Origin of the sequence: Pseudomonas sp. B6(2017), from assembly GCF_002112765.1 — a bacterium.
In the GTDB taxonomy this organism is placed as follows: domain Bacteria; phylum Pseudomonadota; class Gammaproteobacteria; order Pseudomonadales; family Pseudomonadaceae; genus Aquipseudomonas; species Aquipseudomonas piscis.
Genome location: NZ_NEIQ01000019.1, coordinates 60,244 through 83,012 on the forward strand (window position 1 = coordinate 60,244; position 22,769 = coordinate 83,012).

At 64.1% G+C, this 22,769-nt stretch carries 17 protein-coding genes and 1 tRNA gene; 1 reads left to right on the plus strand and 17 read right to left on the minus strand.

The window, feature by feature from the left end:
• Nucleotide 1: 1 nt before the first annotated feature.
• From CAG11_RS27175 to rpsU, 16 genes are all read right to left on the minus strand, one after another.
• On the minus strand, nt 2–1,834 hold the full coding sequence (locus CAG11_RS27175; RefSeq protein WP_085599110.1) for a S9 family peptidase: 1,833 nt from the start codon (nt 1,832–1,834) through the stop codon (nt 2–4).
• Nucleotides 1,800–2,966, minus strand: coding sequence for a pyrroloquinoline quinone biosynthesis protein PqqE (pqqE, locus tag CAG11_RS27180; RefSeq protein WP_085599112.1), 1,167 nt, complete (start codon nt 2,964–2,966; stop codon nt 1,800–1,802). The genes CAG11_RS27175 and pqqE overlap by 35 nt, the downstream gene beginning before the upstream one ends.
• On the minus strand, nt 2,938–3,213 hold the full coding sequence (gene pqqD, locus CAG11_RS27185) for a pyrroloquinoline quinone biosynthesis peptide chaperone PqqD (protein WP_022641451.1): 276 nt from the start codon (nt 3,211–3,213) through the stop codon (nt 2,938–2,940). Before pqqD ends, pqqE begins: the two co-directional genes overlap by 29 nt.
• Nucleotides 3,210–3,962 (minus strand): pyrroloquinoline-quinone synthase PqqC, encoded by a 753-nt coding sequence (gene pqqC / locus CAG11_RS27190; RefSeq protein WP_053137658.1) that lies wholly within the window; start codon nt 3,960–3,962, stop codon nt 3,210–3,212. The genes pqqD and pqqC overlap by 4 nt, the downstream gene beginning before the upstream one ends.
• A 93-nt stretch (nt 3,963–4,055) precedes the next feature.
• Nucleotides 4,056–4,967: a pyrroloquinoline quinone biosynthesis protein PqqB gene (gene pqqB, locus CAG11_RS27195; RefSeq protein ID WP_022641450.1), complete on the minus strand. Its 912-nt coding sequence runs from the start codon at nt 4,965–4,967 to the stop codon at nt 4,056–4,058.
• A 102-nt stretch (nt 4,968–5,069) separates the two neighbouring features.
• Nucleotides 5,070–5,144, minus strand: coding sequence for a pyrroloquinoline quinone precursor peptide PqqA (pqqA, locus tag CAG11_RS27200; RefSeq protein ID WP_003194766.1), 75 nt, complete (start codon nt 5,142–5,144; stop codon nt 5,070–5,072).
• Between the two features lie 156 nt (nt 5,145–5,300).
• Entirely contained in the window at nt 5,301–7,760 is a 2,460-nt protein-coding gene (gene pqqF / locus CAG11_RS27205) for a pyrroloquinoline quinone biosynthesis protein PqqF (RefSeq protein WP_085599114.1), read from the minus strand.
• Nucleotides 7,761–7,808: 48 nt separating this feature from the next.
• Nucleotides 7,809–8,603 carry a carbon-nitrogen hydrolase family protein gene (locus tag CAG11_RS27210; protein WP_085599116.1) on the minus strand — a complete coding sequence of 265 codons (795 nt, stop codon included), beginning with the start codon at nt 8,601–8,603 and terminating at the stop codon, nt 7,809–7,811.
• Between the two features lie 106 nt (nt 8,604–8,709).
• Entirely contained in the window at nt 8,710–10,392 is a 1,683-nt protein-coding gene (locus tag CAG11_RS27215; RefSeq protein WP_085599118.1) for an NAD(P)/FAD-dependent oxidoreductase, read from the minus strand.
• A gap of 160 nt (nt 10,393–10,552) precedes the next feature.
• The gene (locus CAG11_RS27220; RefSeq protein WP_022641446.1) at nt 10,553–11,014 is read right to left on the minus strand and encodes an Lrp/AsnC family transcriptional regulator; all 462 of its coding nucleotides are present in this window, start codon (nt 11,012–11,014) and stop codon (nt 10,553–10,555) included.
• 94 nt (nt 11,015–11,108) lie between these two features.
• Entirely contained in the window at nt 11,109–12,209 is a 1,101-nt protein-coding gene (locus tag CAG11_RS27225) for a pyridoxal phosphate-dependent aminotransferase (RefSeq protein ID WP_085599120.1), read from the minus strand.
• A gap of 167 nt (nt 12,210–12,376) precedes the next feature.
• A tRNA-Ile gene (locus CAG11_RS27230) sits at nt 12,377–12,453 on the minus strand.
• Between the two features lie 15 nt (nt 12,454–12,468).
• Nucleotides 12,469–16,215 carry a bifunctional diguanylate cyclase/phosphodiesterase gene (locus CAG11_RS27235; RefSeq protein ID WP_085599122.1) on the minus strand — a complete coding sequence of 1,249 codons (3,747 nt, stop codon included), beginning with the start codon at nt 16,213–16,215 and terminating at the stop codon, nt 12,469–12,471.
• A 107-nt stretch (nt 16,216–16,322) separates the two neighbouring features.
• Nucleotides 16,323–18,170 (minus strand): RNA polymerase sigma factor RpoD, encoded by a 1,848-nt coding sequence (gene rpoD, locus CAG11_RS27240; RefSeq protein ID WP_022641436.1) that lies wholly within the window; start codon nt 18,168–18,170, stop codon nt 16,323–16,325.
• A 67-nt stretch (nt 18,171–18,237) separates the two neighbouring features.
• Nucleotides 18,238–20,208 (minus strand): DNA primase, encoded by a 1,971-nt coding sequence (gene dnaG, locus CAG11_RS27245; protein ID WP_085599124.1) that lies wholly within the window; start codon nt 20,206–20,208, stop codon nt 18,238–18,240.
• 459 nt (nt 20,209–20,667) lie between these two features.
• Complete coding sequence (rpsU, locus tag CAG11_RS27250) at nt 20,668–20,883, minus strand: 30S ribosomal protein S21 (RefSeq protein WP_002551877.1); 216 nt, start codon at nt 20,881–20,883, stop codon at nt 20,668–20,670.
• A 202-nt stretch (nt 20,884–21,085) separates the two neighbouring features.
• Here rpsU and tsaD point away from each other — a divergent pair, with 202 nt between their 5' ends.
• Nucleotides 21,086–22,111: a tRNA (adenosine(37)-N6)-threonylcarbamoyltransferase complex transferase subunit TsaD gene (tsaD, locus tag CAG11_RS27255; protein WP_022641434.1), complete on the plus strand. Its 1,026-nt coding sequence runs from the start codon at nt 21,086–21,088 to the stop codon at nt 22,109–22,111.
• Nucleotides 22,112–22,157: 46 nt separating this feature from the next.
• Here tsaD and plsY read toward each other — a convergent pair whose 3' ends face one another.
• The gene (plsY, locus tag CAG11_RS27260) at nt 22,158–22,727 is read right to left on the minus strand and encodes a glycerol-3-phosphate 1-O-acyltransferase PlsY (protein WP_022641433.1); all 570 of its coding nucleotides are present in this window, start codon (nt 22,725–22,727) and stop codon (nt 22,158–22,160) included.
• Between the last annotated feature and the right edge of the window lie 42 nt (nt 22,728–22,769).

Consider the following 22,769-nt stretch of genomic DNA (forward strand, 5'->3'; position numbering starts at 1 on the left):
TTCAGTGCTGCGCCTGCAACACCTTGCGGTAGAACAACCATTCCTGCTCCAGGGCGTGCGCCTGGTTCTGGGCCTTGCGAAAGCCGTGGCGTTCCTCCGGGTAGTAATGGGCCTGGGCGCAAATTCCCTGTTCTTGCAGGGCCTTGAGCATGACCCGGGTCTGCTCGGGCACCACCACCGCGTCCAGTTCACCCTGGAAGAACACCACGGGCACCTGGATGTTGCTGGCGTGCAGCAAGGGCGTCCGGGCCAGGTAGCGCTCGCGGTCCTGCTCGGGATCGCCGATCAGCCAGTCCAGGTAGTCGCCTTCGAACTTGTGGGTGACCCGTGCCAGTGCCAGGGGATCGCTGACGCCATAGAGGCTGGCGCCGGCACGAAAGACCCGGGCGAAGGCCAGTGCGCACAAGGTGGTGTAGCCACCGGCGCTGCCGCCGCGGATGAACGCTTGCCCGGGGTCGATCAGGCCTTGCTGGTCGAGGTAGGACACCACCGCGCAGGCGTCTTCCACGTCCACTTCGCCCCAGCGCAGATGCAGGGCCTGGCGATAGGCCCGGCCGTAGCCGCTGCTGCCCCGGTAGTTGAGGTCGGCCACGGCGAAACCGCGCTGGGTCCAGAACTGGATGCGCGGATCGAGTATCGGATAGCAGGCCGAGGTCGGGCCGCCGTGGATGAACACCACCAGGGGTGGACGTCCCGCGCCATTCATGGCCGGGTAGAAGAAACCATGGGCCTGGCCCCCGCCGCTGGGATAGCGAAGGGTCTGCGGACGGCTGATGAGCTCCGCAGGCAGGGGGGCGACGCCTCCGGCCAGGACCTGGACCTGGCTCGTGGCACGGTCGATGGCCAGCACTGCCGAGGGGCTGGTGGGCGAGGCCGCGATGCAATACAGCCGCTGCGAATCCAGGGCCAGGCTGCGAAAGCGACTGTAGGCACCGGTGAAATCCTGCGGTGCAGCATCGGCCTGGTGCAGCCCGAGACGGCCGAAGCCGTCCTCGGTCCAAGTGCCCAGCCAGCTATCGTCGCCCAGTGGCAGCCAGGTACAGCCGCCCAGTTGCCAGGGGGCCGGGGCGTGGTCCGCCGGCGCGCAGGGCAGTGGGCGCAAGCCCAGGCCCGACTCGGCCCAGGGCTGCCAGAAGCCCTGGCGGTCGGTGAGGCAATGCAGCTTGCCGTGCGGATCGAAGCGCGGTTGTTGCAAGGATTCCGGCTCGTCGTTGCCCGCCACGCAGCGCGGTTCGCCCCAACTGGCGTCGGCCAGGCGCTCGGCGAGCATCAGGCGGGTGCTGGTCCAGGGTTGGTGCGGGCGGTCCCATTCGATCCAGGCCAGGCGCTGGCCGTTGGGGCTCAGGGTCGGCGCGGCATAGAAGTCGGCGCCGGTCGCCAGTAGCTGGCGCTGGCCGCTGGCGCCGTCGAAGGCCACCAACTGATGCCGGTCGGCGCATTCCTCCACGACCAGCACCTGGCCGGCGTGCTGCTGCAGGTCGCCGTAGCGGCATTCGCCCTGGGTCAGGGCCACGGGGGCGCCCCCGTCCAGCGGCTGGCGGTACAGTTGTTGGTCGCGTTCATTGACGAACACCAGGCTGTCCTGGCCGACGCAAAAGGCGCCGCCGCCGTATTCATAGACCCGGCTGCGGACGCTGAAGCCCGTGGGTGTCAGGCAGCGAGCCTGGCCCTGGTGCCAATGCCAGATCCGGCAGGCACCGTCCTCGGGGCGGTACTCGTTCCAGAACAAGCCGTGGGACGTCAGTTGCAGTTCGGCGAAGTCGACGCCGGCGGCCGTGGCCTGGCTGGCGCTGAAGGGCTCAACCCTTGGCGATGAGGCGTGAGTTTCGTTCATTGCGAAATGCCAGTTGTTCGATGGTCTGGGTGGCGGTTTCGGACTCTTCCCGGGCCTTGAGGATCATCCCGTGGTGCGGCGACTTGCTGCATACCGGGTCGGCATTGCTGGCGTCGCCGGTCAGCATGAACGCCTGGCAGCGGCAGCCACCGAAGTCCTGTTCCTTCTCGTCGCAGGAGCGGCATGGCTCGGGCATCCAGTCGTAGCCGCGAAAGCGGTTGAAGCCGAAGGATTCATACCAGATGTGCTGCATGCTGTGCTCGCGCACATTGGGAAACTGTACCGGCAACTGCCGCGCACCGTGGCAAGGCAGGGCGGTGCCGTCCGGGGTCACGGTCAGGAACAGGCTGCCCCAGCCGTTCATGCAGGCCTTGGGGCGTTCCTCGTAATAGTCCGGAGTGACGAAGATCAGCTTGCACGGGTGGCCCTGGGCCTCCAGCTTGGCGCGGTACTCGTTGGTGACGCGCTCGGCGCGCACCAGCTGCTCGCGGGTCGGCAGCAGGCCAACGCGGTTGAGCTGGGCCCAGCCATAGAACTGGCAGGTGGCCAATTCGACGAAGTCGGCTTCCAGGGCGATGCACAGCTCGATGATGCGGTCGATTCTGTCGATATTGTGCCGATGGGTGACGAAGTTCAGCACCATCGGGTAGCCGTGGGCCTTCACCGCACGGGCCATCTCCAGCTTCTGCGCGAAGGCCTTCTTGGAGCCGGCCAGCAGGTTGTTCACCTGCTCGTCGCTGGCCTGGAAGCTGATCTGGATATGGTCCAGGCCAGCCTTCTTGAAGTCGCTGATCTTCTGCTCGGTGAGGCCGATTCCGGAGGTGATCAGGTTGGTGTAGAACCCCAGCTTGCGCGCCTCGCCGATCAGTTCGGCCAGATCCTGGCGCACCAGCGGTTCGCCGCCGGAAAAGCCCAGCTGCGCGGCGCCCATCTCCCGGGCCTCGCGAAACACCTTGAGCCACTGGGCGGTATCGAGCTCCCTGCCCTGTGCCGCGAAGTCCAGCGGGTTGGAGCAGTACGGGCATTGCAGCGGACAGCGATAGGTCAGCTCGGCCAGCAGCCACAGTGGCAGGCCGATCTCCGGCTTGGCGGGCACGTTGGAGTCAGCCGAGTTCGATCCAGTGCTGGGCACGGGCGACCTCCATGAATTGCTCGATATCGTCACCGAGCTCGGCGACCCCGGGGAACTGTACCTGCAGTTCGCCGATGATCGCCGCCACGTCGCGCTCGCCATCGATCAAGCCGCCGATCAGGGCAGCGCTGTCGTTGAGCTTGATCATGCCCTCGGGGTACAGCAGGACATGGCCCTTTTGCGCCGGCTCGTACTGGAAGCGGTAGCCGGGGCGCCAGCGTGGGGTTTTGCTGCGATCGAAACTCATAAGGTGATCCCTTTGTGCCAGACCCGCTGCTCGGTGACGCTGTGATAAGGCGGGCGGTTCAGTTCATAGGCCATGCTCATGGCGTCGAGCATGCTCCAAAGAATGTCCAGTTTGAACTGGAGAATTTCCAGCATGCGCTCCTGGCCCGCGCGGGTGGTGTAGTGCTGCAAGGTGATGGCCAGGCCGTGCTCCACGTCTCGCCGGGCCTGGCCCAGGCGCGTGCGGAAGTACTGGTAGCCGGCCGGGTCGATCCACGGATAGTGCTGGGGCCAGCTGTCCAGGCGCGACTGGTGGATCTGCGGGGCGAACAGTTCGGTCAGGGAACTGCTGGCGGCTTCCTGCCAACTGGCGCGCCGGGCGAAGTTGACGTAGGCATCCACGGCGAAACGCACCCCCGGCAATACCAGCTCCTGGGAGCGCAACTGGTCCGGGTCCAGGCCCACGGCCTGGCCCAGGCGCAGCCAGGCCTCGATGCCACCGTCCTCGCCTGGCGCGCCGTCATGGTCCAGCAGGCGCTGGATCCACTCGCGGCGTACTTCCCGGTCCGGGCAGTTAGCGAGGATCGCCGCATCCTTCATGGGGATGTTCACCTGGTAGTAGAAGCGGTTGGCGACCCAGCCCTGGATCTGCTCACGGCTGGCCCGGCCTTCGTACATCGCCACGTGGTAGGGGTGATGGATGTGGTAATAGGCGCCCTTGGCGCGCAGGGCCTGTTCGAATTCGGCGGGGGACAGCGGGGTGTCGGTCATCTGGGTTCTCCGGGGCTTGGCCTGGTCGCGGGCGGGCCCGCGGTTGCGCACACGGCCCCAGGGCGCTGGGGCCGAGCTTGTGGGGGATAGGCCCTACAGCTCAATACTCATTCCGTCGTAGGCCACTTCCACCTTTCGGCGTACCAGTTCGGCACGTTCGGCGGAGTCTTCGTCGAGGATCGGGTTGGTGTTGTTGATGTGGATAAGCACCTTGCGCTGGCGTGGCAGCTGCTCCAGCACTTCGAGCATGCCGCCGGGGCCGTTCTGCGCCAGGTGGCCCATCTCCCGGCCGGTGCGGGTGCCGACGCCACGGCGCTGCATCTCGTCGTCTTCCCACAAGGTGCCGTCCACCAGCAGGCAGTCGCTGGCGGCCATGATCTGCAGCAGCGGCGCGTCCACCTTGCCCAGGCCCGGCGCGTAGAACAGTTTGCCGCCAGTGCGCAGGTCCTCGACGATCAGGCCGATGTTGTCGCCCGGGTGCGGGTCGAAGCGATGGGGCGAGTAGGGCGGCGCGGCGCTGCGCAGGGGCAGAGGGGTGAAGCGCAGGTTGGGGCAGGCGGCCACGCTGAAGCTCTGGTCCAGTTCGATGCGGTTCCATTGCAGGCCGCCGTTCCAGTGGCTGAGCATCTTGAACAGCGGGAAACCGGTGCTCAGGTCCTCGTGGACCATGTCGGTGCACCAGACCTGGTGCGGGCAGCCTTCGCGCAGGCTGAGCAGGCCAGTGGTGTGGTCGATCTGGCTGTCCATGAGGATGATGGCGCTGATCCCGGTATCGCGCAGGGCTCGGCCGGGTTGCATGGGGGCAAAGCCCTGCAGTTGGGCGCGAATATCCGGAGAAGCGTTGCACAGCACCCAGTTCACCCCGTCATCGGAGATCGCGATGGACGACTGGGTACGGGCCTGGGCGCGCAGGCTGCCGTCGCGAAATCCCGCGCAGTTCACGCAGTTGCAGTTCCACTGCGGAAAACCGCCGCCGGCGGCGGAACCTAGAATCTGGACAAACATGGGCGCTCCCTGGGCTGTGACTTGAAGATTGTGGACGACTGAAAATGAAAACGCCCCGGACGGGCCGAGGCGTTGCGCTGGATGTTCCGACGAGGTCAGAAATCAGCGGCTGGCGAAGTACATGGTGACTTCGAAGCCGATGCGCAGGTCAGTGTAAGCAGGTTTGGACCAAGTCATGAAAATGCTCCTTTGAGGTGGGTGGGACGGGTGTTGCCTATACATATAGTCCACCTCCGGGCGGAGATGTTCAGATGCTTAGGCGGCTATCTTACTAAATTCCCATAACGGCTTGCCTGCAATTCTAAAGAAAGCTCATTACAGCGCTGGTAACGATCATTTTGCCCCTTGCCAGGGCGAGCCCGGGGCAGGCCCGTTGGCCAGGACCCTCCAGCCTCCGGCGGCTTGCTGCAACTGCCGGGCGGCCTGGATCACCAGCGCGGGCGTCAAGACCTCGATGCTGGCTTGCAATCGTTCCAGGTAGTCCGACGGATGGCCGGCCAACTTCGCCTGCCACAGCAGTTGCGCCGCCTGTTCCAGGGGCAACTCAGAGGCCCGCAACTGCTGGGCCAGGGCTTGGCGCTGGTCGAGCCAGGCCTGGGTATCGAGGGCCTGCAATTGTTCGGGCAAACGCAGGAAGAACTGTTCCAGATGGCCGAGGATTTCGCCCAGGCTGGCGTTCGGCGACTGCACCCCAAACAGCAGGCCGGTGCGGCCATCGAGTTGGCGCACCGCGCTGAACACGCCATAGCCCAGTTGCAGCTCGACCCGCAGACGCTGGTAGAATGGGGTCTGGCAGAGTTGCCCCAGCAGGCGCCAGGCAGCTTCGTCAGCCAGCAGGCTCGATGGGCTTGGGCAGAACAGCAGCAGTGCCTGCTCTACGCTGTCCATGGGCACCGTCTGCCAGGCAGGGCCGGTTCCTGGCTGCGGCGCCTGGCCCAGGTTGGCATCCGCGGTCCCGGGCATTCGTTGCAGGGCCCGGGCGAAGGCGTCCTGTCCGTGGGGCGGCACGCCCAGCGCCAAGCCATCCCAGCGGGCCGTGGCCCATAGCGCTTGCAGGGCGTCGGCGTTCAAGGTCGTACCGCTGTCGGGCAGTGGTTGTTCGGCGAAGGTCTTGAGCAGTTGGCGCAGGGGCATCGGTGGTGTCTCGACGTCTGTCCTGCCTGCTTGCCAGAACTCCGGGGATGGTTGGCCCAGTTGTCGTAGCGCTTGTTGCAGCACCGCCGGCATGGGTTGCTGCAGCCCGCGCAACTGCAGCAGCCAGTCCATGCCGCAGGAGCTGAAGCTCAGTTCTACCCCGGCTTGCCGGGCATCCCCGGCCAGGGCTGCCAGGCTGTGCTGCAAACGCCGGTGCAGGCCGCTCGGCGCGGGACTGGCCAGGCGCCAGCGCAACAACAACTGCCCTGCCTCGGTATCGGTGGGCAAAGCCTGGCTGAAGCTCAGGGCCGGGTTGTCCCGGCGGCCTCGGCTGCGGTCCTGGGCGAAGGTCCGCAGGCCGCGATGCTTGCTGCTCTGGCCGCGAATCAGGCCGGCCTGGGGCTCCTCGACGGCGCCGCGCAAGAACGGGTTGGCGGGCGGCAACTGCCAGTCGCCGCTGAAGTCATCCACAACCTTGGGCTGCAATTGCCGCAGCAGCGCCTTGAGGGCCACGAGTCCGGCGGCGCCCAGCTCCTGGGCGGCGTGCCGGCTGTCCCGACGGGCCAGTTCCAGGGCACTGTCGACTTGCAGCCGGCGTTGTTGCAGCAGGGCGTATTCCTCGCACAACTGCGGCCAGTCGCCCTGGGCGCCGAAGAACCCCAGCCAGTCCAGCACCAGCTGGTGGATTTGTGCTGGCGCCTCGCTGGGCGCGTGGCCCAGGTCCAGCTCCAGGTGCAGCAATGCTTGCCCGGCGAACTCATACCGCGCCTGGGCCTTGAGGCTGCGGGCCAGTGACTGTTGTTGGAGCTTGGCAAGCAATCCGCCGGGTTTACCCGATTGCAGCCAGGTACAGAGGAAGTCCAGCGCCACGCCGGCGCCTGCCGGCAGCCCTTCAAGGGCGAACAGCAGGTCCAGGCGTTGGCCGTCGAACCGTTGATAGTTGTTGGCGTTGCTGGCCAGCAGTGGCACTGGTGCTATTTGTTGCTGGCGCGGGCCAGTAGGCAGGACCGCGCCGTAGCGTTCGGCCAGGGCCCGGAGTTCGGCCAGGGGTTGTGGTCCGGCCAGACTCAGGGTCATCTGCCCAGCCTGGTAGAAATCGCGGTGGAACTGCCACAGGCCCTGCTGGAAGGCCGGGTTGGCCAGGTTCAGGCTATAGCGGTTGCCGGCATGGAAGGCCCGCAGCGGATGGGTCGCGGACAGGCCGTCGCACAAGGCGAACTGGCGTTGGGCGTTGGCGTCCCGGGACCAGGCGAGGAATTCCGCATGCAGCACTTCGCGTTCCCGGCGCTGCTCGGCGAGGCCTAGGCGGGGCTGGGCGAGCATGTCGCACAAGCGCTCCAGGCCGCCGGCGAAGGCGTTGATTGGCAATTCGAAAAAGAACTCGGTGTTGCGCTCGCCTGTGCTGGCGTTCAGTTGTCCGCCCTGGGCGCGAACGTAGGCCATCAACCCCTGCTCGGCAGGAAACCGCTCGGTGCCGAGAAACAGCAGGTGTTCCAGGAAGTGCGCCAGGCCCGGCCAGGCCTGTGGTACGTCATGGCTGCCAGCAGCGACCTGCAGCGCCGCGGCGCAGCGTTTCAGGTGGGGAGCATGGCGCAGGGAGACCTGCAGGCCGTTGGCCAGGGTTTCCAGGTGGGGCAGGGGGTGGTTCGGCGCAGGCATGGGCACATCCAGGACAGAGAGGCGCCCATGCTAGCGGATATCCCCGGATCAGCGCTTGCCCAGCGCTGCGTAAAGTTCGGGGCGACGATCGGCCAGGTAGCGATTCAGGGTCCGGGATTCGTTCATCAAGTCGCGGTCCAGGGTGCCGATGATCAAGGTCTCGTCCAGCCCGGCCAGGGCGATCCGGCTGCCATCCGGAGCGGCGATGCTGCTCTGGCCGCAATAGCGGATCTGTTCCTCGCGGCCGCAGTAGTTGGCGTAGGCCACGTAGCATTGGTTCTCGAAGGCTCGGGCACGAATGGTCACGTCGGCGACGAAGTCGTAGGGAATCATGTTCGCCGTCGGCACCAGGATCAGCTCGGCGCCCGCCAGGGCCAGGCGCCGGGCATTCTCCGGGAACTCGATGTCGTAGCAGATCAGGAAGCCGAGCTTCCAGCCGTTGAGCTCCACGAGGGGGAAGTCGTCTGCGCCGGCGCTGAACATCGAGTGGTCCAGGTCACCGAACAGATGGGTCTTGCGGTAATTGCACAGGCGCTGGCCGTTGGCGTCGATCAACTGCACGGCGTTGTAGATCCGGCCGTCGGCGTCACGCTCCGGATAGCCGTAGAGAATCGCCATGCCGGCGGCCTGGGCGATGGCGGCGATCCGTTGGGCGGCAGGGCCATCCTGGGCCTCGGCCAGGGCGCCGACGGCCTCGGGACCGATGTTGTAGCCGCTGAGGAACATCTCCGGCAGCACCAGCAGATCGGCCTCGGTGGCCTGCATGACCACCTGGTGCAGGCGTTGCAGGTTGCCGGCCACATCCAGCGGCAGTGGTGGGCACTGATACAAGGCGACGCGCATGTTCTTCACTCCTCTGACTTGCGATAGCGGCTATCTTCGCCGCTACCGCAGACTCGGGCCAGGTCCGGATGGTGCCTTTGCAGGGGCCGGCCTGGCCCGGTATGGCTCAGTCGGCCAGGGCAATAGGGCCGATCTGGTTGAACACATCGCCCGGTCCCGGATTCTCCGGATGAGAGGCGCCGCCGAAGTGCTTCATGATGCCCCACACGGCGTTGAGCGAAGTCTGCACCGCACCCTCGACCCAGGCCGGGGTCCAGGAGACGTCGTCGCCGGCGATGAAGATGCCGCGCTGTTCGGCCGGCATGTCGTCCTGCATGAAGTGCGCATACATCCGCTGGTTGTAGCGGTAGTGGCCCGGCAGCGCGCCCTTGAAGGCGCCGAGGAAGTGCGGGTCGGCCTCCCAGGAGACGGTGATCGGGTTGCCGATGACGTGGCCGGCGATGTCGACCTTCGGGTAGACCTTCTTCAATGCGTCCAGCGCAAGCTGCACGCGCTTTTCCACTGGGTGCGGCAGCATCTTCATGGCATCGCTCATCCAGGAGTAGGACAGGCAGATCACCCCGGGCTTGTCGTCGCCGTTGTCGAACAGGTAGGTGCCGCGAGTCAGGCGGTCGGTGAGGGTCATGCTCATCACGTCGCGGCCGGTCTGCGGGTCCTTGTCCTTCCAGAATGGCCGGTCGACCATGACGAACGTCTTCGACGATTGCATGTAGCGGGTGCGGTCCAGGGCCATCCACATCTTCTGCGAGAACAGCGCTTCCTCGCACTCGATCTGGGTGGTCAGCAGCCAGGTCTGGCAAGTGGCCAACACCGCCGCGTAGTGGCGGGTATCGCCCCAGTAGTCGGTGACGGCGAAGGTGCCATCGGCGGCGCGGGCGATCTTCTTCACACCGGGACGCGGTGCGCCGTTGTGCAGCTTGGCCAGGGAGGTGCCGGCCGGCCAGTGGGCGCATTTTTCCGGAACGTGGCTCCAGATGCCGCGAGGCACTTGCTCGACGCCGCCCACCACCAAATGCTGGTGGTCGTCGCAGTTGGTCATCACCACGCGGAAGATTTCCAGCATGGAGTTGGGGAAGTCCGAGTCCCAGCCACCGGTGCCGAAGCCCACTTGGCCGAAGATCTCGCGGTGGCGGTAGGACAGCTGCGAGAACGCCTTGGAGGTGGCGACGAAGTCATAGAAGGTGCGGTCGTCCCATTTGGGTACCAGCTCGTCCCACAGGGCCTTGAGCTTGAGCGTATCGCGCTCGCGGATGGCGTCCTGGATCTGTGAGAAGCGTGCGCCGTCTTCCAGGGCGTCGGCCCAGGCCCGGGCCACTTCGCGGAAGATCTCCGGCAGGTCGTCCATCTTCTCGGCGTAGTGGCTAGTGCCTTCCAGGTCGACCACGGTGCTGCCCGAGGCTGGCGTCAGCGGGTTGGGGAAGGGGCGGGTTTCCAGGCCGAGCTTGTCGACGTAGTGGTAGAAGGCGGTGCTGGACACCGGGAAGCGCATGCCACCCAGCTCGGCGATGATGCCGTCGGCGCCTTCGAAGGTTTCCGAACGCAGGCGGCCGCCCATTTTCGATGCTTCGTAGACCACCGGCTTGAGGCCCATCTTCATCAATTCATAGGCTGCAACCAGCCCGGAGATGCCGGCGCCGACGATCGCCACTTCGGCGCCGTGCTGGGCCTTTGGAATGCTGCCCAGGCCGGCGGGATGCTCGATCCAGTCATCGAAGGCGAAAGGGAAGTCCGGGCCGAAGATGGTGATCGGTTTCTTGCCGTCTGCAGGATGGCGATTGTTCTTGTTCATGGCTGACCTTGGCGGGCGGCTCAGCGGAATGCTGAGTATAGGAAAAGATGGCAGCCATTCTAGAGAGGGGGAAACTCGTAAATAAGACGCAAACTGTCGTCGTTATGCATTGTTATTTTTCAATATGACGAAATATGTGTTCAGAGTGACGAACTGCTTGTCACAGTGCGTGCCCGCGATCGATCTTGCTGCTGAGGATGATCGAGGTGGTGGTCTTTTCCACGCCATCGATGCTGCCGATCTGGTCCAGCAACTGGTCCAGTTGCTCCGGGGATTCGGTGCGCAGCCAGGCCACGTAGTCGAATTCGCCACTGACCGCGCACAGCTGCTGGACCTGGGCCATGCCGCTCAGGCGACGCAAGACTTCCTTGCCGGAGCGTGGCTGGACCTTGATGCCGACATAGGCTTGCAGCCCGCCATCGACCACCCGCTGGCCCAGGCGCACGCCGTAGCCGGTGATCACCCGGGTCTTCTCCAGGCGTGCCAGGCGCGAGGTCACGGTGGTGCGGGCGATGCCCAATTGCCGCGCCAGCATGGCCACGCTTTCACGTGCGTTGATCTGCAAGGCGGCGATCAGCTGGCGGTCGACTTCGTCGAGAACGGGAGGGCGGCTATCGGACAAGATGGGCTCCAGCGCGGTGGTCGGGGAGCGCACATGTTAGCGTCTCCCACGGTCCGCCGCTCGCTGCCCGGACTGGGTCCTGGGCGGCGTGGGCTCAGGCGGGAATGACCTGGGCGAAGGCGTGGCGAAAGCGCTGCATGTCCTGTTCGTCGCCGATGCTGACCCGTGCCCAGTTCGGCCAGCTGTCCCAGACCCGGCCGATCTTTACCTGGCGTGCCGCCAGGGCATCCACCACTTCCTGGGCCGGACGCCGGACATCGACCATGAAGCAGTTGGCCTGGGAGGCGGTGCAGTTGAATCCGCGTTGCTGCAGCCAGGCGATGGTTTGGTCGCGCAGTTGCTGGTTGTGCCGCTTGCGCTCGCCCAGCAGCTTTGGGTCTTCCAGGCTGGCCAGCCCTCCCAGCAAGGTCGATGCCGCCGGTACGTTGTAGCCGCCGTAGGTTTCCAGGCGCTCGAGCAGCGCCGGCTGGCCCACAGCTAGCCCCAAGCGAGCCCCGGCCATGCCGTAGATCTTGGAGAAGGTGCGCAGCACCAGCAGTTGCGGGTGTTCCTTGACCAGCGGGATGCAGGTGCTGGCCGTGGAGAAGTCGATGTAGGCCTCGTCGATCAGCATGACCGTGCCCTTGGGCAGGCGCGCCAGGGCCTGTTCGATGGCCTTGCGTGGCGTCAGGGTGCCGGTGGGGTTGTTGGGGTTGCACAGGTAGAGCAGGCCCGGCGCCGGGTCGACGGCGAGCATCGCCTGCAGATCGTGGGCGTGGTTGGCGTCCAGCGGTACCTCATGCACCTTGGCCTGGCATCCCTCGGCAGCTTCCCTGGGAGCCTCGTAGGAGGGGGTGGCCATGACCAGGCTGGCGTCCTGGGTGAAAGCCATGACCGCATGCTGCAATGCTGCCTTGGAGCCGCAGAAGCTCTGCACATGATCCCCGGGAATGCCCTGCTGGAGGGCGAACAGCGCGTTGAGCCGGTACTGGATCTTGTAGGGATAGCGACCGCTGATGGCGATGCCTTGCTGCATGGCCTGGCGGCTGGCGGGAGAGGGGCCCCAGGGGCTCTCGTTGAAGTTGATCAGGACATCGCCGGAAGGCGATTGGAGGGGCGGTGCGGCGGGCTCGGCGGCCCGGCTCCATCCTGGTAGTCCAAGCAACGGCAAGGCGGAGGCGAGTCCCACCAGTGATCGGCGCGTAATCTCAACCATCGATAGATCCCTTTCTTATCGTGAAAGACAACAGGGTGTCTTTTGTCCTGGTTGGACATCGATATGACGGCGGGAAAACAGCGGGATTTAAGCTGGCGATTCGATGGCTCGGGTATGGAGCTGGTCCGCAGGCATAAAAAAACCGCGCAATGCGCGGTTTTCATGCTTGGTGGGCCCACACGGACTTGAACCGTGGACCAAAGGATTATGAGTCCTCTGCTCTAACCAACTGAGCTATAGGCCCTCAGTAGGCGGCGGATTATAACGATGGTTTCTCGGCTGTGCTATCCGAAAAACCGGAAACGCGGATCTGCAGGAAGCGCGTGCAGAACTCTTCGGCTTCCAGCGGCAGGCTGACGATGTAGCCCTGGATCTGTTCACAGCCTTCCAGGGCGAGGAAGGCTTGCTGTTCCTGGTTCTCCACACCTTCGGCGATCACCGTGAATTGCATGCTGCGACCCAGGGCGATGATGGCGCGCACGATCGCCACGTCGTGGGGGTCGTCCGGCAGGCCGCGGACGAACGACTGGTCGATCTTGAGGAAGTCCAGCGGCAGGCGCTTGAGGTAGCTCAGGGATGAATAGCCGGTGCCGAAGTCGTCGATGGCCAGTTGCACGCCCAGGCGCTTGAGTTGGTGCAGGACCTCCAGTGCCTCTTCGGCCTGGCTCATGATGAAGTTTTCGGTGATCTCCAATTGCAGCAGCCCGGGTTGCAGGTCGTGGTCGCGCAGCAACTGTTCGATGCGGTCCAGCAGGCCGGGTTGGCGCAGTTGGGCGCCGGCCAGGTTGACCGACAGTGGGCCGAAGCTTTCATAGTGCTGGTTCCAGTGTTGAAGATGCAGGCAGGCCTGTTCCAGCACCCAGTCGCCAATCGGCAGGATCAAGCCGTTTTCCTCGGCCAGCGGGATGAAGTGTTCGGGCGCAACTTCGCCGAAGTTCGGGTTGCGCCAGCGAATCAGGGCTTCGGCGCCGACCAGCTCATGGTTGCCGAGGCTGATCTTGGGTTGGAAGTACAGGGTCAGTTCGTTGCGTTCGATGGCGCGTCGCAGTTCATGTTCCAGGGCCACGCGCTCGCTGGCCTGGGCGGTCAGTTCGCGGGTGTAGCGTTCCACGCGGTTACGTCCCTTGGCCTTGGAGCGGTACATGGCGGCATCGGCGTTCTTGATCAAGGTGGCGACGTCGCAGCCGTCCTTGGGGTACAGGCTGGTACCGATGCTGGCGCTGATGAAGAACTCGTGTTCGCCGGCCTGGAATGGCGCGGTGAAGCAGTTCAACAGCTTGCTGGCGATGTAGTCGGCGTCGCTGGGCTGGTGCAGGCCGGGGAGCAGGATGATGAATTCGTCCCCGCCCAGGCGGGCCACGGTATCGATGTCGCGCAGTTGCTCCTTGAGCCGCACGGCGATGCCCTTGAGCAGCAGGTCGCCCACCGGGTGGCCGAGGCTGTCGTTGATGTGCTTGAAGCGATCCAGGTCGAGGAACAGCACCGCGCCCTGGCCGCCGCTGTCCTGCTGGTTATCGAGCGCCGCCAGCAGCCGGCTTTCGAACAGGGTGCGATTGGGCAGGCCAGTCAGCGGATCGTGGTGGGCCTGGTAGTCGAGCCTTGCCTGGGCGTGCTTGAGGCTGGAGATGTCGGCGAACACCGCGACGAAGTGGGTGGTCTGGTGTTCCTGGTTGCGTACCGCGTTGATCGTCAGCCAGTTGGGGTACAGCTCACCGTTCTTGCGGCGGTTGGATATCTCGCCCTGCCAGTGCCCTTCCAGGGTCAGCTGGTGCCACATCGCCGCGTAGAAGGCGCTGTCGTGCAACCCCGAGGCCAGCAGGCGCGGGGTGTGGCCAAGGGCTTCGCTCTCGCTGTAGCCGGTGATCTCGCTGAAGGCGCGGTTGACCGCGCTGATGCGCTGCTGGGTGTCGGTGATCATCACGCCTTCGGCGGTGCTCTCGAAGACCGTGGCGGCCTGTTGCAGCTTTTCCTGCATCAGGTGGCGGTCGGTGATGTCCCGGGCGATGGTCAGCATGCAGTCGTCTTCGCCGATGGGCAGGGGGCGGCTGGAGACTTCGCAAAGCCGTACCTGGCCATCGCTGCGGCGGATATGGCAGGTGAAGTCTCGGACGAATCCGTCCCGTTGCAATAGATCGAGCAACTGCTTGCGTTCGTTGAGGTTGACCCAGATTCCCAGGTCAAGGGTCGAGCGATCCAGGGACATGGCGCTGTTGAAACCGGTGATGCGGCTGAAACCCTCGTTGACCTCCAGCAGCAGGCCATCGCGTTGTCGGCTCAGTAGCAGGCCGTCCGGGGAGGCGTGGAAGGCCTTGGCGAACTTTTCCTCGGAGGTCTGCAGCCGTTGCTGGGTTTCCTTGAGCGGGCTGATGTCGCGCACTACCACGACCAGTGCCGGGGTGGTGTCGAGGTCGAAGGGCTCGGCGGAGATCAGCCCGGTGAACAACTGGCCGTTGTGCCGCCGGAAGGGCATCTCCAGGTTGCGGATGCTACCGGCCTGCAAGCGCTGCAGCAGGCTGGGACCGACCCCGGGGATGCCCCATATGTTCAGTTGCGTGGCGGTCTGGCCTATCACTTGCGCGGCGCTCAGGCCGATCTGTTCCTCGAAGGCCTTGTTCACCTCCAGCAGGCAGCCGTCCGACAAGCGGGCGATCACCAGGAGGTCGGGGCATTGCTGGAACACCGAGGCGAATTTCTGTTCGGATAGGCGCAGGGCTTCCTCGGTGTGCTTGGCCTCGCTGATGTCGATCATCAGGCCGCGCATCACCGGTTCGTGGCCGTGCTCGATCAGGCTGACGATATCCCGGACCCAGAGGCAGCGGCCATCGGCGGCGATCACCCGGTAGTCGAGGCTGTGGTCGCGTCCGGCCTCGAGTTCGTGATCGCAGAACGCCTGGGCGCGAGTCAGGTCGGCGGGGTGGATGATGTTGCGCCAGAAGCCGGGAACCAGCCAGTGGGCCAGGGGATAGCCCAGCAGCGGCTCGGCATGGGGTGAGACATAGCTGTAGGTGAAATCGCTGACGCGGGCCTCCCAGGCGATGGCCGAGAGGCTCTCCACCAGGCTGCGGTAGTGGTATTCGCTGCTGCGCAGTTCCTGCTCCAGGGCTACCCGGCGGGAGATTTCCGAGCTCAGGCGGCGGTTTATGCGGATTACCACGGCCAGTACTGTGACCAACAGCAGCAGCCCCGGCAGGCCATAGACCAGCACATCTCGCCAGAATGTGCGGTGGTCGAGCACGCTGCCGACCCAGCGCTGCTGGATAGTGCTGATTTCGTCCGGGCTGAGATCGGCGAGGACCTTGTCGAGAATGCCTACCAGGATGATCTTGCTCTCTTTCGGCACGGCCATGGCCAGTTGATAGCGGTAAGGGGTCTCACCGCTGACGTAGAGGCCCTCGAGCTTGAGCTGGCGCAGGCTCCAGACGCTGGAAGCCAGGTCACCCACCACCGCATCCACCTTATCGGTGGCCAGCGCTTGCAGGGTCGAGCTGACGTTGGGCAGGGCCACCAGGTTCAGGTCAGGGTGATGGGAGCGCAGCAGCTCGTGGGGCGCGTAGTTCTCCACCACGGCCACTTTGAGGCCGTACAAGTCTTCGAGATTGCGGGGCTGGGCGCCGCCCTTGTGGGCCAGGATCACGATGGGGAAGTCCAGGTAGGGCCGGGTGAAGGCCATGTAGCTTTGGCGTTCGGGGGTCGACATGATCCCGGGCAGCAGGTCCAGCTTGCCTTGCCGGGCATCTTCCAGCACGGCGGTCCAGCTGGCCGGTTCCACGGGCTTGAGGCTGATGGAGAGGCGTTCCTGGATCAGCTGGATATAGTCCGCTGCCAGGCCCTGGTAGCGACCTTCCTCGTCCCGATACTCGAAAGGTGGCCAGGAGGCATCCACGCCCAAGCGCAGTTCCGGGTGGGACTTGAGCCAGCTACGTTCTTCATCGGTAAGAGTTAGCGCGCCAGCCGTTGCGGTCCAGGTAAGCAACGCCAGCAGAAGCATGGCCGACAGTCTGGGCATAACCGTCTCGTTGTGGGGGAACGGGAGAATGCTTCGAGTGTAGACGGGGTATCGGCGCAGGGAGGCTACAGAAAGCAAAACCCCCAGCAGGGCTGGGGGTCTTGGTGTTACTCGTCGAGGAAGGAGCGCAGATGCTCGCTTCGCGTCGGGTGGCGCAGCTTGCGCAGTGCCTTGGCTTCGATCTGACGGATCCGCTCGCGGGTCACGTCGAACTGCTTGCCGACTTCCTCGAGGGTATGGTCGGTGTTCATATCGATGCCGAAACGCATGCGCAGCACCTTGGCTTCGCGGGCGGTGAGACCGGAAAGCACGTCGCGGGTGGCTTCCTTCAGGCTCTCGACGGTGGCCACGTCGATCGGGGACTGCATGGTCGAGTCCTCGATGAAGTCGCCCAGATGGGAGTCTTCATCGTCGCCGATCGGGGTTTCCATGGAGATCGGCTCCTTGGCGATCTTCAATACCTTGCGGATCTTGTCCTCAGGCATTTCCATGCGTTCACCCAGCTCTTCCGGAGTCGGTTCGCGACCCATTTCCTGCAGCATCTGCCGGGAAATACGGTTGAGCTTGTTGATCGTCTCGATCATGTGCACCGGAATACGGATGGTGCGGGCCTGGTCGGCAATCGAGCGGGTGATCGCCTGGCGAATCCACCAGGTGGCGTAGGTCGAGAACTTGTAGCCACGACGGTACTCGAACTTGTCCACCGCTTTCATCAAGCCGATGTTGCCTTCCTGGATCAGGTCGAGGAATTGCAGGCCACGGTTGGTGTACTTCTTGGCGATGGAGATCACCAGACGCAGGTTGGCTTCAACCATCTCTTTCTTCGCGCGACGGGCCTTGGCCTCGCCGATCGACATGCGACGGTTGATTTCCTTGATCTCGAGGATCTTCAGGCCGGTCTCGGCTTCCAGGGCGGTCAGCTTCTGCTGGCAACGGACGATATCCGGCTGCAGGCGAGCGATGGCCTCGGCGTACTTGCTCTTGCCTTTGGCCAGGGCGTCGGTCCAGCTTTCGTCCACTTCGTTGCCCGGGAACTGGCGCAGGAAGTCGGCACGCGGCATGCGAGCGTCACGCACGCACAGTTGCATGATGGCGCGTTCTTGCTGACGCAGGCGATCCAGGGCGCTGCGTACACGCTCGACCAGGGCCTCGAATTGCTTGGGCACCAGTTTGATCGGCATGAACAGCTCGGCCAGGGCGAGCATCTCGGCGATAGCCTGCTTGTTCTCGCGGCCGTGCTTTTTCAGCGCCTTGCGGGTGACTTCCAGCTGGTCGGCCACGGCGCCGAAGCGCTGGGCTGCGACGACCGGATCAGGACCGCTTTCGGCTTCTTCCTCGTCATCGGAGGCTTCACCGTCTTCGTCTTCGCTGTCGTCGTCTTCTTTTGCCGACTTGGTGTCGACAGGCGGCGGTACCTCGGCGGCAGGCGGCGTGATGCCGTCGTCCGGGTCGATATAACCGCTGAGAACGTCAGACAGGCGGCCACCTTCGGTGGTGACGCGAGTGTATTCGGAGAGGATGTGATCAACCGTGCCAGGGAAGTGCGCGATGGCGCCCATCACTTCACGGATACCCTCTTCGATACGCTTGGCGATTTCGATTTCGCCTTCGCGAGTGAGTAGCTCTACGGTGCCCATTTCGCGCATGTACATGCGCACCGGGTCGGTAGTGCGACCGATGTCGGTTTCCACAGCCGCCAACGCTGCGGCGGCTTCTTCAGCTGCTGCTTCGTCGGTATCGGCTTCGGCCAACAAAAGGGCATCCGCATCCGGAGCACTCTCGAATACGTTGATCCCCATGTCGTTGATCATGCGGATGATGTCTTCCACCTGTTCCGGATCTGAAATATCCTCCGGCAGGTGGTCGTTGACCTCCGCGTAAGTCAGGTAACCCTGCTCACGTCCACGGCTGATCAACTCTTTGAGGCGAGACTGCTGTTGCGCTTTTCCGGACATAACACCCTATCCACTGAAGGTCTTGGCGGGCAAAAAACAAGCCGAGGATTATACCCGAGCTATGACCTCACGCGCCAGTTGAGGTCGGGTTTGATGCGGGAACATTGCGTCTTAGAAGCTCCACCAGCTGTTTTTTCTCTTCACTGCTGAGCTCGCTTTGACGCGATTTCCTGAGAAGTTGTTCTAAAACACGCTCGCGTTGGCGGGCGGACAAGCTATTAATGGTGTCGAAAAACTGTTGTTCAAGGTTATCTCCGTCGATCAACCACTCTTTTTCCGCCAGGGCGGTGAGCAGGTTTCCCTGCTGGGTGCCGTGCCAGCGCGCCATCAACTGATGAATAGAGCGTAGCTTAGGATTTTTCTGCACGGCTTCGATCAGGGCCACCAGCAACTGGGTGTTGGTGTTGTCGTCATCGGCAAAGTGCCCGGCATCTTCAACTTTTTCTGCCAGTTGCGGGTGATGCAACAGGGTCCGCAGTGCGGCCAGGGTTGGCGGCTCCACCGCTGCGGGAACGCGCGGGGCCCGTGGCTGGTCGCGGTCTCGCCTGCCCTTGCCGTTCTTGTCCCACGGCTTGTTTTCCCATTTCTTGCCGCCACCGTTCTTCTTCGGCGCCCACTCCTGCTGGGGAGCATAGGCTTCCTGCTGAGGTTCATGGTGGTAGTCGGCGTAGTCCGGCATGCCGTCGTAGTCGATGCCTGCGTCGTAGGTCGGCGTGGCTTCCGGCATGGGGTTGTGCGCCAGCTGGTTGACCGTTTCATTGGTCAGGCCGGTGATTTCGGTGAGGCGCTGGCGCATCAGGATCCGCAGGTTGGCGCCGGGGATCTTCTCGATCAGCGGGGCGGCCAGCGTCGCCAGGTGGGCCTTGCCTTCCAGCGAGCGCGGATCTGCTTCCTCGATCAATTGCTGGAAGAAGTAGTCGGCCAGCGGCTGGGCGTGCTGGTTGATCCGGGCCTGGAAGGCATCGGTGCCTTCCGAGCGGACCAGGGTATCCGGGTCTTCTCCCTCGGGCAGGAACAGGAAGCGTGCACGGCGCCCGTCCTGCAGCGAGCCCAGGGCTGACTCCAGCGCGCGCCAGGCGGCCTTGCGACCGGCCTGGTCGCCGTCGAAGCAGAACAGCACGCTGGGCACTATGCGGAACAGGCGCTTGAGGTGTTCTTCGCTGGTGGCGGTGCCCAGGGTCGCGACCGCGTTGCGCAGGCCTTGCTGGGCCAGCGCGATCACGTCCATGTAGCCCTCGACGACGATGATTTCCTCGAGGTTGCGATTGTTCTTGCGTGCTTCGAACAGGCCGTAGAGCTCTTGTCCCTTGTGGAACACTGGGGTTTCCGGGGAGTTCAGGTACTTGGGCTTGTCGTCGCCCAGGACCCGGCCGCCGAAGGCGATGATCCGACCGCGGGTATCGCGGATGGGGAACATCACCCGGTCGCGAAAGCGGTCGTAGCGCTTGCCGGTCTCGGCATTCTCGATCAGCAGGCCGGCGTCGATCATGGCCTTTTGTTGCAGCGTATCGCTGCTCAGGTGCTTGAACAGGTTGTCCCAGCCGGGCGGGGCGAACCCCAGGCCGAAGTCCCGGGCGATTTCGCCGGTGAGGCCGCGTCCCTTGAGGTAGTCCACGGCCGCCTTGCGCGCGGGATGGCTCTTGAGGGCCTGGCGGTAGTAGTCGGCCGCTGCGGTGAGCAACGGGTACAGCGGTGAGTCGGTAGGCTGGCGGGGCTTGCGCTGGCCGCGCCCGCTTTCTTCGCGGGGGATCTCCATGCCTGCGGCTTTCGCCAGTTCCTCGACGGCCTGGGGGAAGTCCAGGTTGTCGTGGTCCATGATGAAGCCGAGGGCGTTGCCGCCGGCGCCGCAGCCGAAGCAGTAGTAGAACTGCTTGTCGGGGCTGACGCTGAACGAAGGGGTCTTTTCCTTGTGGAACGGGCAGCAGGCGGTGTAGTTCTTGCCGGCTTTCTTGATCTGCAGGCGCGAGCTGACGACATCGACGATGTCGGTGCGGTTCAGGAGGTCGTCGATGAAACTCTGGGGAATGAGCCCGGCCATGGCGTTCTCGTCATCACTGCGCGGAAAAATAGCCCTGGCGATGCAGTCGAGGGATCAGGGGCGGCAAGGCATGAGGAATGCACGGCTCGACCCGGGATTTCGGCGTGATCGCAGTCAGGAAGTGTATCTGCCGAGCGTCCACTGACGTTAATCGTAATCAGTATTCGACTATCTGGAGGTGTTGCGCCGAGTCCGGCAGCGGCCACCGGGCGAGCATCGAGGAGGGCGCCTTGGGCTGGGTATCTGCAGGAATCATTAAAAGGTGTGCTCGTCAGTAGCCTTGGAAGGCTCGTCAGAAGAGACGTGCACCGCTGGCATTAGCCAGGTCTGACGTGGTGAAGCAGATTTGTCTTGGTCGCCAGGGCGACTTCGACGATGAAGCATCAAGCGTGATCCGCAAATGCCATTAGCCCGGCGAGAGGCCGGGCTTGGCAGAAGCTTGCAGCGAACGTCTGTGTATTAGTACAGGCGTACGGCGCGGCGCTGTTCGCGCTGAACTTTCTTGGCGTGACGCTTAACAGCAGCAGCTGCTTTGCGCTTACGCTCGGAAGTCGGCTTCTCATAAAATTCGCGGCTACGAACTTCAGCCAGAACACCGGCTTTTTCGCAGGAGCGCTTGAAACGACGCAGAGCTACGTCGAAGGGTTCGTTCTCTTTAACTTTGACGGCTGGCATCCAGAGCTACCTTCATTCATTACCGGGGTCAACGTTCTCGTCGCAATAAAATCGCGGCTGAGATCGTCGGTTTTTAAGGGTTGCGGATGTTAACCCCTCGCCGCCAGGAATGCAAAGCCTCTGATCGAAAACCGCTGGTCGGGCGAGGGAGTGGCGACTATCATGCGCGCCTTCGAATTCAGCCTCTGCAAGGCGCAAACCCATGCTAGTACTGGGATTAGAAACTTCCTGCGACGAAACCGGCGTCGCGCTCTACGACAGCGAGCGGGGCCTGCTGGCCGACGCGCTGTTCAGCCAGATCGACCTGCATCGCGTCTATGGTGGCGTGGTGCCTGAGCTGGCCTCCCGTGACCACGTCAAGCGCATGCTGCCGTTGATCCGCCAGGTTCTGGCGCAGGCCGACTGCGTGCCCACCGAGATCGACGCCATTGCCTACACCGCTGGCCCAGGCCTGGTGGGGGCGCTGCTGGTGGGTGCTTCCTGCGCCCAGGCGCTGGCCTTCGCCTGGGGCATTCCGGCCCTGGGTGTGCATCATATGGAAGGGCACCTGCTGGCGCCAATGCTGGAAGCCCAGCCGCCGCAGTTTCCGTTCGTCGCCTTGTTGGTATCCGGTGGTCATACCCAGCTGGTCCGGGTCGACGGCATCGGCAAATACGAGCTGTTGGGCGAGAGCCTGGATGACGCCGCCGGAGAAGCTTTCGACAAGACAGCCAAGCTGATCGGCCTGAACTATCCGGGCGGTCCGGAAATCGCCCGCCTGGCCACCCAGGGTGTGCCGGGGCGCTTCGTCTTCCCACGGCCCATGACCGATCGTCCTGGCCTGGAATTCAGCTTCAGCGGCCTCAAGACCTTTGCCCTGAACACCTGGCAGCAGTGCGTCAGCGCTGGGGACGACGGCGAGCAAACCCGTTGCGACATCTCCCTCGCGTTCCAGCAAGCGGTGGTGGACACTCTGACCATCAAGTGCAAGCGCGCCCTGAAGCAGACCGGCCTCAAGAGCCTGGTGATCGCCGGGGGCGTGAGCGCCAACAAGGCGCTGCGGGCTTCCCTGGAGAATATGCTTGGCGAGATGAAGGGTAACGTGTTCTACGCACGCCCCGAATTCTGTACCGACAACGGCGCGATGATCGCCTTCGCTGGTTGCCAACGGCTGCAGGCCGGGCAACAGGAAGGCCTGGCGATCACTGTGCAGGCGCGTTGGCCGATGGAGCAGTTGTCGGCCATCTGATGTCGCTGCGCCAGGTGGCAAGCTGAAGGTTTTTCACCTGCGGGATTCAAAAATGCCGTTCGCGCCCGGCGAACAGGTCGCGTAAATTGCCGCGGTGGCGCCAGACGATCAGCAGCGTGAGCACGCTCATCGGCAACAGCGCCTCGGGCTCCTGCCAGGCCAGCAGCGGCAGGCTCAGGGGCGTGGCGATGAGCGCCGCCAGCGAGCTGGTGCGGGTGAGGTAGAAGGTCAGGACCCAGGCGGCGATGGCGACCAGGGCTGCGGGTGGATACAGCCCCAGCAGCATGCCGGCGGCGGTGGCGACGCCCTTGCCGCCGCGAAAACGGAAATACAGCGGGAACAGGTGGCCGAGCACGGCATAGAGTCCGATCCAAGCCTGTTGCTGCAACGAAAGCCCTGCGAGGCTGGCGATCAGCACAGGCACCAGGCCTTTGCACAGATCCCCCAGCAGGGTCAGGATGGCGAGCTTCTTGCCGGCCAGGCGCAGCATGTTGGTGGCGCCGGCATTGCCGGAACCGCTCATGCGCGGGTCGGGATTGCCCGTGAGGCGGCTGAGCAGGATGGCGAAGGACAGAGAGCCGAGCAGGTAGGCGAGAATCGCCAGTAACCAAAACATGCTAACTATTCCGGGCGAGGACGCCCTGATTCTAACGGGGCA